This window comes from Marinimicrobium sp. C6131 (assembly GCF_026153455.1).
Classification (GTDB): domain Bacteria; phylum Pseudomonadota; class Gammaproteobacteria; order Pseudomonadales; family Cellvibrionaceae; genus Marinimicrobium.
The window spans coordinates 2,072,832-2,085,018 of sequence record NZ_CP110629.1; the positions used below are offsets into that span (position 1 = coordinate 2,072,832).

The following is a 12,187-nucleotide window of genomic DNA, read 5'->3' on the forward strand; positions in this document are numbered from 1 at the left end:
AAGAACACGGCGAACACTTGACAACGATAATGGTAATAATTATCATTTGAATTGTTGAGTGATTGCATCTCCCCACTCAACGGGGTGACGGTGGCTCGAAGCGCTGCGTGACGCAGCCTCTGTCGCGCTGCCGGATCTTCTCCTTTGAGGTCAGACAAGTCCCCACTTTGGACTTGAAGACCTTTGGCTAATCACGGTTGCTTGGGCCACCCTCCGGGTGGCCACTTTCTTTGCGCCCCTCCCCGCACTCCGCCACGCCATCATCTTTACACACCCGCCATATTGAATTTCTTGCGCCGGCACCTATATAACCGTAAGAATAGCGGTGCACTGCCCAACTGAGGGGCGGTAACCGCACTGTGTGCGACTGACTTTAGGAGATCACCACCTTGATGCGCATTGGCTTGTTTCTGTTAACCAACCTGGCCGTTCTGGTCGTCGCCAGCATTACCCTCTCATTACTGGGTGTCGATCATTATCTGGAGCAGAGTGGTGGCCTGGATCTGCAGAGCCTGCTGATTTTCTGCGCCATTTTCGGTTTCGCCGGCTCGTTCATCTCACTGTTCCTGTCCAAGTTCATCGCCAAAAAAACCACCGGCACCCAGGTCATCGAAACGCCGCGTACGGCCGACGAGCAATGGCTGGTCAGCACCGTCCAGCAACTCGCCCGGGAAGCCGGTATCAAGACCCCGGAGGTTGGCATCTTCCCGGCGGCCCAGGCGAATGCCTTCGCCACCGGCTGGAACCGCAACGCCTCTCTGGTGGCGGTCAGCCAGGGCCTGCTACAACGCTTTGACCGGGACGAAGTGCGAGCCGTACTCGCTCACGAAATTGGCCATGTCGCCAATGGCGACATGATCACCCTGGCCCTGATTCAGGGCGTGGTAAACACCTTTGTCATGTTCTTCGCCCGGATCATCGGCCACACCGTGGACCGGGTCATTTTCCGGAACGAGCAGGGCCACGGTATTGGTTTCTATGTGGTGACGTTCATCACCGAAATCATTCTGGCGATCCTGGCGTCGATCATCGTGATGGCGTTTTCCCGCTACCGGGAGTACCGGGCAGATGCGGCCGGCGCTCAGCTGGCCGGTCGTGGCGCCATGATTCGGGCACTGCAGCGGCTGCAGGCGGAAGTTCAGGCCGGCGTGGAAAGCCCGATGCCCGACAGCATGAAGGCGTTCGGAATCAGTGGTGGCTTCAAGCAGAACCTGGGCCGGCTGTTCGCCAGCCATCCGCCACTGGAAGAGCGCATTGCCGCTCTGCAGAACCTCCGCTGATCAACGAAGGAGCGTCGCCATGGGGTTTCGTGCCCTACTCGTTTTCGTCCTGTTGTCGCTGCCATTAAGCTCACTGCAGGCTCAGGATTTCGCCACCGACGACGAGCGAAACACGATTGAAGTGTTCGAGTACGCCAGCCCCAGCGTCGTGTATGTGACCAACCAACAGGTCGTGCGAGACCCGCGCTCGTTCGACCTGTTGACGGTGCCCCGTGGCGCCGGGACCGGCTTTGTCTGGGATGAGCGCGGCTACATTGTCACCAACTTCCACGTCATCGAGAACGCCCGCAAAGTCGTCATTACCCTGCAGGATCAAAGCATCTGGCCCGCCGAGATCGTGGGTTTGGCACCCGAGAAAGACCTCGCCGTACTGAAAATCAACGCCCCGGACAAAAAACTCAAACCGCTGCGCCGGGGCGACTCCAGCGAGCTGGTGGTGGGACGCAAGGTGCTCGCCATCGGCAATCCCTTTGGCCTGGACGCCACACTGACCACCGGCGTTGTCAGTGCGCTGGGACGGGAAATCGAAGCGCCCAACCAGCGCAAGATCCGCAACGTCATCCAGACCGACGCGGCCATCAACCCGGGCAACTCCGGCGGTCCTCTGCTGAATTCCAAAGCCGAGCTGATCGGTGTCAATACCATGATTTACAGCCCGAGCGGAGCCAGCGCCGGCATCGGCTTTGCCATTCCGGTAAACACGCTCAAGGACATAGTGCCGCAGTTGATCGAACACGGGCGGATTGTGCGTCCGGTGATCGGGATCGATATCGCGCCCGACCAATGGGCCCGGCAATCCGGTGTCAACGGCGTGGCGGTGCTGCGCGTCGCCCCGGGCTCTCCGGCCGACCAGGCGGGGTTGCGCGGAGCACAACGCAGCCGCTGGGGCACCATTATTCTGGGCGATATCATTACCGCCATCGACCGACACCCCACCCGAAACTACGACGAGTTGATGACCGCGCTGGAAAAATACGCCCCTGGCGACCGGGTGGAACTGGTATTTGCTCGCGACGGGAAAACCGAGCGGCGCTCACTGACGCTGGCCGCTCCGGACGGCCTCTAACCCACTAATAGCGAACCGGTACCGGGCGGGTCAGCTCAATGCGGGCTTCCTCCGGGCGGATGTCCGCCCGGTAGGCCACTATCTCGACCCCCGCGGCAGCCGCCTCCCGCAGTGCCTGACCATACGCCGGGTCGATCGCGTCCGCGGGTTCGACCCAGTCAATGCCGGTGTGCTGCACGCAGTAAAGCAGCACCGCCCGGTCACCACCCCTTACAATGTCCATCAGCTCCCGCAGATGCTTGCGCCCCCGCTCGCTGACCGCGTCCGGAAACAGCCCCTGCCCCGACTGCTCCATCAGCGTCACACTCTTGACCTCCACATAGCATGGAGGCCTGCCATCCTCCGTGAGCAGAAAGTCGATGCGCGAGCGCTCCTGTCCATAAGGGACTTCACGGCGCAACATCGAGTAGCCGGTCAACTCCGCAATTCGACCGGCATTGAGTGCCATCTCCACCAGAAGATTGGCCCGGCCGGTATTGACTCCGGCCAGATGCCCACCGGGCACCGTCGCCACTTCCCAGGTATGGCGATACTTCCGTTTGGGATTGCCGGAGTCCGAGAACCAGCAGGGCGACTCCGGCACCACACAGTGGCGCATGGAGCCGGTATTGGGGCAGTGAATGGTCATTTCTGTGCCATCGGAGAGGCGAACGTCAGCCAAAAACCGCTTGTAGCGCCGCAACAGCATCCCGGATTGCCAAAGCTGACTCAATTTCACCTCCTGATAGCACGCATTTATCGAAAAGTCCGCTATTGTTACAGTTAGGATCAGTAGGCTCAAATCCGGCCGCCATTCAGCACCGAAACAGGCAAAAAAATACTGGCGGAGCCCCGGGATATCTGGTAGCTTGCCAACCCTTCAAATTTCACGGCCCGAAGGCCGGTGAACAGGAGCAGAATGACGGGCGGGGCCAAGGCGCCCAACGGGTTAAACCCGGCCCGTCACGACTGTCGGCCAGTTAAATGGGAAGTCATACGAGGCGCGCAACCATGCCGAAAAGTTCATCTACCGCGGAAAACTATTCAATGAGTAACTTCACCCCTTATAAGGAGAAGAAGGGCGAGGAGTACATGAACGAAAATCAGAAAGAGCATTTTCGTCAGTTGCTGCTGGCCTGGCGGCGCGAGTTGATGGAAGAAGTCGACCGCACCATGAGCCACCTGAAAGACGAAGCGGCCAACTTCCCGGATCCGGCCGACCGCGCCAGCCAGGAAGAGGAATTCAGCCTGGAGCTGCGCACCCGGGATCGCGAGCGCAAGCTGATCAAAAAAATCGACAGCACGCTGGAACTGATCGAGAACGATGATTACGGTTTCTGTCACGCCTGTGGCGTTGAAATCGGCATTCGTCGCCTGGAAGCCCGACCGACCGCCACCCTGTGTGTGGACTGCAAAACCCTTGATGAAATCAAGGAAAAGCAAGTCGGAGGTTAACCGCCGGTCGAGGCTCGCGCTCGCGCGAGCCCGGCGGCTCACCGCCGTATGCCGTACCCACCCCCCGCCAATCATTTACTGACCCAGGGCGCTACCGAACCCTACGTCGGACGCTTCGCGCCCTCCCCGACCGGCCCGCTGCATTTCGGCTCTCTCGTAAGCGCCCTGGCGAGCTATGCGCACGCCCGGCAGGCTGGAGGCCTCTGGCGGGTACGCATGGAAGATCTGGACCCACCGCGCGAGGAACCCGGCGCGGACGTTGCCATTCTGCGGTCGCTCGACGCCCACGGCCTGCACTGGGACGGCGACGTGCTCTACCAGAGCGACCGGCTTGACGCCTACGCACAAACACTGGAACAGCTACAGGCGCAAGGCCTGGCCTACCGCTGCCGCTGCACGCGCAAGGACATTCACGCCCTGGGCGGTGTGTATGATGGCCGCTGCCGGAGCAGGGTCATCAATCCGGACGAGCCCCATGCCTGGCGGCTGAAACTGTACGACGTTCCCGGCGACAGCCCGGAGCCCGCGGACCCCTACACCTGGCACGACCTGTTTCAGGGACCCCAAACCCTGAGCTTGCGGCGCGATGTGGGCGATCCGATCATCAAACGCAAGGACGGACTGTTTGCCTATCAGTTGGCGGTGGTGGTGGATGATATCCACCAGGGCATCACCCATATCATCCGGGGCGCCGACCTGCTGCCGGTCAGTGCCGGGCAGGTGGCCAGTTTCGCGCTGCTGGGTGGCCATACACCGGTATTCGGGCATGTGCCGGTGGCCCTGAACGAACAGGACCAGAAGCTGAGCAAGCAGCACCATGCACCGGCACTCGATCCCGATCGGGCCGGTGCGAACCTGTGGCACGCACTGTACTTTTTGAGGCAGAATCCTCCGCAGGAGTTGATCAACGCCCCCCCTGAAACGCTGCTCGACTGGACCCGAGAACACTGGCGCAATGATCTTGTCCAGGGCCTGCAGGCCCGGGCACCGGAGGCTATTTTGACCCCCAACGACGCACGCGGCCCCGAGGCGGCCCCGAGGACCCCGTCATGAACAATCAGCGCCTGGTGATCCTGCTGCTCCTGATCGCCTACATATTTTCCCCGACCCTGTTCACCTGGATCATCAATCCCGAGGGGGCCTGGTTCCGTCCGTACATCATCTGGGCACTGGTCATCGTCATTGCCTACGCCGTTCAAAGTCGCAAGAAGAGGCCCCATGATCTTTGAGTTAAGCCATGTGGCGCTGATCGGCGTCAGCTATCTGCTGGTTTTGTTCGGTATCGCCTGGATTACCGAAAAGGGCTGGATTCCCGATGCGGTCACCCAGCACCCCCTGACCTACATTCTGTCTTTGGGCATCTTTGCCAGTGCCTGGGCGTTCTACGGGGTCATCGACCTGGCCTTCCAGTTCGGCTACGGCGCCCTGGCCTATTACCTCGGCACGGGCGCGCTGTTTCTGTTTGCTCCGGTCGCCCTGGCCCCGCTGGCGGAGCTCGCCCGGCGCCATCAGGTGCACTCCCTGGCGGACCTGCTGGTGTTTCGCTATCACAGTCACGGCGTCGGCGCCCTGACCACCCTGTGCATGTTGCTGGGTATCCTCCCGCTGATGGCGCTGAACATCCAGGCCATCGCCGACACCATGTACATCCTGACCGTGAGCAGCAACCCCAGCCTGCCGGCCATGGGCACCGGCTTTACCTTCAAGGACCTGATGGCCATGGCGTACTGCGCCCTGCTCGCGGTGTTCACCATCCTGTTCGGCTCCAGCCGCGATCAGCACCGCGGCCTGTTTACCGCCATGGCGGTCGAGTCCCTGATCAAGGTCTTCGCCCTGTGTGCCATCGGTCTGCTCGCCGTCTACGGCGTGTTCGACGGTTTCAGCGGCCTGGACCAGTGGCTATCCCAGAACCCGGAAAATCTCGCCCTGCTCCACGCCCCCATCCAGGACGGGGCCGCCCACACCCTGTTGCTGGTTTTTGTGGCTACCGCCATCACCATGCCGCACATCTTTCATATGGGTGTGACCGAGAACCTGCTCACCCGCAATGTGCACACCATCACCTGGGCGTTTCCGCTGTTCCTGTTGCTGATGGCACTGCCGATTTTCCCGATTCTGTGGGCCGGCTTCGAGCTGTCGGTTCCCCTGCCGGCCCAGTATTTCACCCTCGGCGTGCCGATTCTCGCCGAGTCGCCGGGCCTGACCGTACTGGCCTTTATCGGCGGCCTGTCCGCCGCCACCGGGGCGATGGTGGTCATGATGCTCGCGCTGGCCACCATGGTCATGAACCACTGGATTCTGCCCGCCCTGAGCCTGCGCAACCGGGATGACCTGTACCGGCAACTGCTGTGGTTGCGCCGGGTGCTCATCGCCACCCTGTTCTTTGGCGGCTACTTTTTCTACTGGCTGTTGGACAACCGCCACAGCCTGACCAACCTGGCGCTGCTCACCTTCATTGAAACGCTGCAGTTTCTGCCCGGCATGTTTGCCATCGTATTCTGGCCCCAGGGTAACCGGCGAGGCCTGCTGAGCGGGCTGACGGTCGGCACCCTGATCTGGGCGGTGGGCCTGCTGTTGCCGGTGCTGACCGGCCTGACCTCACTCCCCCTACCGGGTACCGACGTGGTTCTGCCCCTCGGAATGGAGCAGTGGAGCGCCATTGCCCTGCTGTCGGTCGGTGCCAATACCGCCATATTCGTCGGGCTGTCTCTCATCACCCGGCAAACCGAAGAAGAGCAGTATAGTGCCGAGCTGTGCGCCGCCGACGAACTCAGCCAGCCGGTGCGGCAGGCTCTGGATGTGCACAGCGCGGCGGAGTTCAAAACCCGCCTGGCCAAGTCCCTGGGCAAGGTCACCGCCAGCCGGGAGGTGGATGTCGCCCTGAGCGAGCTGGGGCTACGCATCACCGAACGCCGGCCCTACGCCCTGCGCCGGCTGCGGGACCAGATTGAAGCCAACCTGTCAGGTCTGATGGGTATTCATGTCGCCGGCGAAATCATGGACCGCCACCTGCCCTACACCCTGGCAGAGCGGCGCGACACGTTGGACATCAACCTGATTGAAAACCGCCTGGCCCAGTACCGGGACCACCTGACGGGCATGGCGGCGGAGCTTAACAACCTGCGGCTCTACCACCGGAAAACCCTGGAAGAGCTGCCCATGGCCGTGTGCTCCCTGGGCCGCGACGGTGAAATCCTGATGTGGAACCGGGCCATGGAGCTGCTGACCCAGACCCCGAGCGATGATGTCACCGGCTCGCGCCTGGACGACCTGTCCGAGCCCTGGCGGGCCCTGTTGATCGATTTCAGCGAAAGCACCGAGCCCCACTACTACCGCCAGGAGATCGACCTGAACGGGCGTCCGCACTGGATCAGCCTGCACAAAGCCAATATTGAGGGTAGCATCCACAGCGGCGAGTACGACCAGGTGATCCTGCTTGAAGACGTGACCGAGACCCAATTGCTGGAGCAGGAGCTGATTCACAGCGAGCGCCTGGCCTCGGTGGGCCGACTGGCCGCCGGCGTGGCCCACGAGATCGGTAACCCCATTACCGGTATTTCCAGCCTGGCCCAGAATCTGCGCTACGAGTCCGACGCCCCGGAAGTGTTGGAAACCGCCGAGCACATCCTGAGCCAGACCGACCGGGTGACCCGCATCGTCCAGTCCCTGGTGAGCTTCTCGCACAGCGGGCAGAACAAGAAGAGCGAGTTCGAGGCGGTGGACTTGCGCGCCTGCGCCAACGAGGCCATTCAGCTGCTGTCACTGCAGAAAGACAAAAATCAGGTTGAGTACGTCAACAATATCGCCAAAAACGCCATTATTGCGGGCGACAGCCAGCACCTGATCCAGGTTTTCATCAACCTGCTCTCCAATGCCCGGGATGCCAGCCCAGCCGGCAGCCGTGTTATGCTGGACAGCAGCGAAGATGAATACAGCATCATTTTCTCCGTGACCGACCAGGGCAGCGGCATCCCGGCGGACAAGATGGACCAGATTCTCGAACCCTTCTTTACCACCAAGGACCCGGGGGATGGCACGGGACTCGGGTTGGCCATGGTGTACAGTATTGTGGAGGATCACGGCGGCAAGCTCGACATCAAGAGCCCGGTGGATACCGTGCACCAACGTGGCGCACAATTCACCATCAAATTACCGCGCCATATTGATTCCATGCGGCCGGAGTGATATTTTCCGGCATCAAACAGGCCTGCAGGGGCCCGGCGAACGGCAGCGCCCGGCCCCTTTCGCAACCTGCCAGACCATAGGCGATGTGAGCACTATGAGCAAAATCCTGATCGTTGAAGACGAACCCATCATCCGCACCGCGTTGCGCCGCCTGCTGGAGCGCAACAAGTACGAGGTGAGCGAAGCGCCCTCGGTCAAAGAGGCCACCGGCAAGTTCACCCTCGCGGATTTTGACCTGATCATCAGCGACCTCAGACTGCCCGGCGCGCCCGGGACCGACCTGATCAAGCTCGCCGACAGCGTGCCCGTGCTGATCATGACCAGCTACGCCAGCCTGCGCTCGGCCGTGGATTCCATGCGCATGGGCGCGGTGGACTACATCGCCAAGCCGTTCGACCACGAAGAGATGGTCACCGCCGTCAAGCGGGTCATTGGCAAGGCCAACGCCGCCAACCTGCAAAAACACAGCTCCACCACCGCCAGCCATGCCATTGCCGGCATGATCGGCGCCAGTGATGTGATGCACGACCTGTACAACCGGATTCACAAGGTGGCCCCCACCAAGGCCACCGTGCTGGTTCACGGCGAAACCGGTACCGGTAAGGAGCTGGTGGCCCGGGCCCTCCATGAAGAGAGCCCGCGCCGGGAAAAGACCATGATTTCCGTCAACTGTGCGGCCATCCCGGAAACCCTGATTGAATCCGAGCTGTTCGGCCACGAAAAAGGCGCTTTCACCGGTGCCGCCAGCACCCGTGAGGGCCTGGTGGCGGCGGCCGACGGCAGCACGTTGTTCCTCGATGAGATTGGCGAACTGCCCCTGGAGGCCCAGGCGCGCCTGCTGCGGGTCCTGCAGGAGGGCGAGGTACGTCCGATCGGCTCGGTGGAGTCCCACAAGGTGGATGTCCGCCTGGTGGCCGCCACCCACCGGGACCTGCGCAAACTGGCTCAGGAGGGCAAGTTCCGGGAGGACCTTTACTTCCGCATCAACGTGGTGCAGCTGGAGCTGCCCCCGCTGCGCGACCGGGGCAAAGACATCATCACCCTGGCCGAGGCCCTGCTGGCCCGCTATTGCCAGGAAATGGAAAAGCCCAACCTGAAGCTGTCCCCCGAAGCGGTGCAGGCCATTACCACCTACACCTGGCCGGGGAATGTGCGTGAGTTGGAAAACGCCATGCAGCGTGCAGTCATCCTGTGCGAAGACACCCAGGAAATCAGTCACGAGCTGTTGGATATTGATCTGGATCTGGTGCGTTTTGAAGAGGATGACGAGGACGATACGCGCTCCTCACCCGAGCGCATCCAACCGCGCGGCAAAGCGCCCCAAGACCCGAACGAAGATCTCTCTCTGGAAGACTACTTCCAGCGCTTCGTGCTCGAGCATCAGGACACCATGAGCGAAACCGAGCTGGCCCGCAAACTGGGTGTCAGCCGCAAGTGTCTCTGGGAGCGTCGGCAGCGCTTCGGCATTCCCCGCAACAAGGCCGCCGGCGCCAAGTAAACCCCTTCTCCTCTCCTTTTCTCGATCCTTCGGCGCACATCCTCAGCGCCGGAGGGCTCTGCCTGTCTAACGGCCGTAACACCTGAAAAGACCTCTAATGCGCCATAAAAAAGATTTAGGCGCCATAAGCGTTACGCAGGGTTACCCCCGGCAAAGGCTGTTACCTGCACCAGAGTTGTTACCCCCCACAACCGACGTAACAGTCTGGCTCAGGAACTGTAACCGTTCGAAATGGATCAGGATGACGAGAGATCATACAAATAAACTAACTTATTGATTTTATTGAACTTTACATTTCTGGCACGGGACGTGCTCTATATCCGGGCACATAACAACAACAAACAATAAAAAGCACGCCAACAATAACAACAACAAACAATAAGAAATGAAACGAACATAATTACAACAATAGACAATAAGAAAAGAAGAAGTTCAAAAATAACAACAACAAACAATAAAAAACGAAAGCAGCATAATAACGACAAGAAACAATAAAAATAGAAACGTAAATAATAATAACGAAACAACAATAAAAAGAAGCGAAAGCCTTGTGCTTTACGCCCATAAAAAAATGATAATGATAACTACACAAGAAAAGCGGAAAGACTGACTAGACACTGGAGCGGGATTGCAAGCACGCACACTTGATACGAGGGCACGGACGCGCCGATTTGCAGGCCAAAGGAACCTTGGCGAATCGATCCCACGGGAAAGCTTCGGCTTTCCCGTTTTGCTTTCTGGCCCCCGTCAGCTCCGGCCCCTCGCGGCCCCCAACGTTTCCACCATCCCCCGCCCGTGCTAAACTGCCCGGCTTTCAGACTCGAGCCCGGCACGGCTGCCGGCGAAAGCACCCACTGACAGTAACCCAATGCCCATGCTTAGACGGCTTATCGACAAACTGCGACCACGTTCCACCACCCCTCGACTCCGGGTTGTCCCCCGCGACCAGCACAACGTCTCCCGCCGCGACATCAGTCAGGCGGCCTTGCGTATCATGAAGCGCCTGGAAGACGCGGGTTATCAGGCCTTTCTGGTCGGCGGCGGCGTGCGGGACCTGCTACTGGGAGGCCACCCCAAAGACTTCGACGTGGCCACCGATGCCACGCCGGAGCAGATCAAGCGCCTGTTCCGCGGAGCCCGCATCATTGGTCGGCGCTTTCAGATCGTGCACGTACGCATGGGACGGGAGATCATCGAGGTCACCACCTTCCGGGGCCATCACGAGCAGTCCCGCAGTGAAGACGGCATGCTCCTGCGGGACAACGTGTATGGCTCGCTGGAAACTGACGCCGTGCGGCGGGACTTCACCGTCAATGCGCTCTACTACACCCTCAATGACTTTGCCATCCATGACTATACCGGCGGCCTGAAAGACCTGGAGCGGCGTACCCTGCGCATTATCGGCGATCCGGACACCCGGTATAAGGAAGACCCGGTGCGGATGCTGCGCGCGGTGCGGTTCGCCGCCAAATTGGGCTTCCAGATTGAACCCGGCACGGCCAACCCGATTCTGGAGCTGGGCGAGCTGCTGCGCAACATCCCCCCGGCCCGCCTGTTTGAAGAAGTATTGAAGCTGTTCATGGCCGGTTCGGCCACCGCCACCTTCACACTGATGCGCGATTACCGCCTACTCGAGCACCTGTTTCCCGCGACCGAAGCCGCCCTGCAGGCCGGCGATGAGCTGGGACTGGCCCTGATCGAGGAAACCATGGCCAACACCGACAAGCGGGTGCGGGCCGACAAGCCGGTGACCCCGGCGTTTATCTACGCCGCCCTGCTCTGGCCCCCGATGCGCGCCCGGGCCGACGAGCTGACCAAACACATGCCGCCGCAAGCGGCCTATCAGCAGGCCGCCACCGAGGTCATCGGTCAACAACTCGGACACACCGCCCTGCCCAAGCGCTTCCTGATTCCCATGCGGGAAATGTGGGACATGCAACACCGCCTGGTCCAGCGTCGCCACCCCCAGCGGCTGCTGGAACAACCCCGCTTCCGCGCCGCTTACGACTTCCTGATTCTGCGCGAAGCGGCCGGCGAACGCCTGGACGGCGCGGGCAGCTGGTGGACCCGATTCCAGGAAGTCGATGAGCCGGAGCAGCAGAAAATGATCGCCGAGGCCCGCCGCCAGACACCGGACGGCAAAAGTGGACGGCGACGCAACCGGAAACGGCGCGCGCCCCGCCAGGAAAGTCCGACACCCAGTTCCCAGGACTGAGCGTGCACACCTGTTATATCGGCCTCGGCAGCAACCTGGACGACCCGCCCGGGCAACTGAGCCGCGCCCTCGAGGCATTGGCCCGGCTCCCGGAAAGCACTCTGGTGACGTGCTCACCGCTGTATTCCAGTAAACCGGTCGGTCCGCCCCAGCCGGACTATCTGAACGCCGTCGCCCGCCTCGATACCCGCCTGGAGCCGCTGGCGCTGCTCGATGCCCTGCAGAGCATCGAGCAGGCCCACCAACGGGTGCGCGTGCAACACTGGGGCCCGAGAACCCTGGACCTGGACCTGCTGCTCTACGGCGACGAGATCCTGAACACACCACGCCTGACCGTTCCCCACCCGGAAATGACCGGGCGTGCCTTTGTCCTTTATCCATTGGCGGATATCGCCCCGCACTTGACCCTTCCCACAGGCACCTCACTTGCGTCATTATTGAAGACCTGTCCGTTCGAAGGGCTGGAGCGGTTTCACCCTGACAGTCAACACCGGGAGTCGTAACGCGTG

Annotated in this window: 10 protein-coding genes; 9 read left to right on the forward strand and 1 reads right to left on the reverse strand. The window is 61.0% G+C overall.

Annotated elements, in window-relative coordinates; translation table 11 throughout:
• Window positions 1–389: 389 nt before the first annotated feature.
• Entirely contained in the window at window positions 390–1,280 is an 891-nt protein-coding gene (gene htpX / locus OOT55_RS08965) for a protease HtpX (protein WP_416140986.1), read from the forward strand.
• 19 nt (window positions 1,281–1,299) lie between these two features.
• Window positions 1,300–2,346, forward strand: a complete 1,047-nt coding sequence (locus OOT55_RS08970) for a S1C family serine protease (protein ID WP_265368744.1) — start codon at window positions 1,300–1,302, stop codon at window positions 2,344–2,346.
• A gap of 4 nt (window positions 2,347–2,350) precedes the next feature.
• Here OOT55_RS08970 and sfsA read toward each other — a convergent pair whose 3' ends face one another.
• The gene (sfsA, locus tag OOT55_RS08975) at window positions 2,351–3,034 is read right to left on the reverse strand and encodes a DNA/RNA nuclease SfsA (RefSeq protein ID WP_265368812.1); all 684 of its coding nucleotides are present in this window, start codon (window positions 3,032–3,034) and stop codon (window positions 2,351–2,353) included.
• Window positions 3,035–3,336: 302 nt separating this feature from the next.
• On the opposite strand from sfsA, the gene dksA reads away from it, so the two are divergent.
• The 7 genes from dksA (at window position 3,337) to folK (ending at window position 12,181) form a co-directional block, all read left to right on the forward strand.
• A complete protein-coding gene (dksA, locus tag OOT55_RS08980) occupies window positions 3,337–3,780 on the forward strand; it encodes an RNA polymerase-binding protein DksA (protein WP_265368745.1) in 444 nt (147 codons plus the stop codon).
• Window positions 3,781–3,828: 48 nt separating this feature from the next.
• Entirely contained in the window at window positions 3,829–4,833 is a 1,005-nt protein-coding gene (gene gluQRS / locus OOT55_RS08985; RefSeq protein WP_265368746.1) for a tRNA glutamyl-Q(34) synthetase GluQRS, read from the forward strand.
• Entirely contained in the window at window positions 4,830–5,009 is a 180-nt protein-coding gene (locus OOT55_RS08990; RefSeq protein ID WP_265368747.1) for a hypothetical protein, read from the forward strand. The genes gluQRS and OOT55_RS08990 overlap by 4 nt, the downstream gene beginning before the upstream one ends.
• Complete coding sequence (locus OOT55_RS08995; RefSeq protein WP_265368748.1) at window positions 4,999–7,965, forward strand: ATP-binding protein; 2,967 nt, start codon at window positions 4,999–5,001, stop codon at window positions 7,963–7,965. Before OOT55_RS08990 ends, OOT55_RS08995 begins: the two co-directional genes overlap by 11 nt.
• A gap of 94 nt (window positions 7,966–8,059) precedes the next feature.
• Window positions 8,060–9,463, forward strand: coding sequence for a sigma-54-dependent transcriptional regulator (locus OOT55_RS09000; protein ID WP_024460916.1), 1,404 nt, complete (start codon window positions 8,060–8,062; stop codon window positions 9,461–9,463).
• A gap of 874 nt (window positions 9,464–10,337) precedes the next feature.
• Window positions 10,338–11,678, forward strand: coding sequence for a polynucleotide adenylyltransferase PcnB (gene pcnB / locus OOT55_RS09005; RefSeq protein ID WP_265368749.1), 1,341 nt, complete (start codon window positions 10,338–10,340; stop codon window positions 11,676–11,678).
• A 2-nt stretch (window positions 11,679–11,680) separates the two neighbouring features.
• Window positions 11,681–12,181: a 2-amino-4-hydroxy-6-hydroxymethyldihydropteridine diphosphokinase gene (gene folK, locus OOT55_RS09010; protein WP_265368750.1), complete on the forward strand. Its 501-nt coding sequence runs from the start codon at window positions 11,681–11,683 to the stop codon at window positions 12,179–12,181.
• Window positions 12,182–12,187: the final 6 nt, after the last annotated feature.

What these genes read in the sequence shown, in the direction of transcription:
- dksA (WP_265368745.1), top strand. Translation starts at nt 3,337, where the DNA reads ATGCCGAAAAGTTCATCTACCGCGGAAAACTATTCAATGAGTAACTTC.
- OOT55_RS09000 (WP_024460916.1), top strand. Translation starts at nt 8,060, where the DNA reads ATGAGCAAAATCCTGATCGTTGAAGACGAACCCATCATCCGCACCGCG.
- gluQRS (WP_265368746.1), top strand. Translation starts at nt 3,829, where the DNA reads ATGCCGTACCCACCCCCCGCCAATCATTTACTGACCCAGGGCGCTACC.
- OOT55_RS08990 (WP_265368747.1), top strand. Translation starts at nt 4,830, where the DNA reads ATGAACAATCAGCGCCTGGTGATCCTGCTGCTCCTGATCGCCTACATA.
- pcnB (WP_265368749.1), top strand. Translation starts at nt 10,338, where the DNA reads ATGCTTAGACGGCTTATCGACAAACTGCGACCACGTTCCACCACCCCT.
- OOT55_RS08970 (WP_265368744.1), top strand. Translation starts at nt 1,300, where the DNA reads ATGGGGTTTCGTGCCCTACTCGTTTTCGTCCTGTTGTCGCTGCCATTA.
- sfsA (WP_265368812.1), bottom strand. Translation starts at nt 3,034, where the DNA reads ATGCTGTTGCGGCGCTACAAGCGGTTTTTGGCTGACGTTCGCCTCTCC.
- OOT55_RS08995 (WP_265368748.1), top strand. Translation starts at nt 4,999, where the DNA reads ATGATCTTTGAGTTAAGCCATGTGGCGCTGATCGGCGTCAGCTATCTG.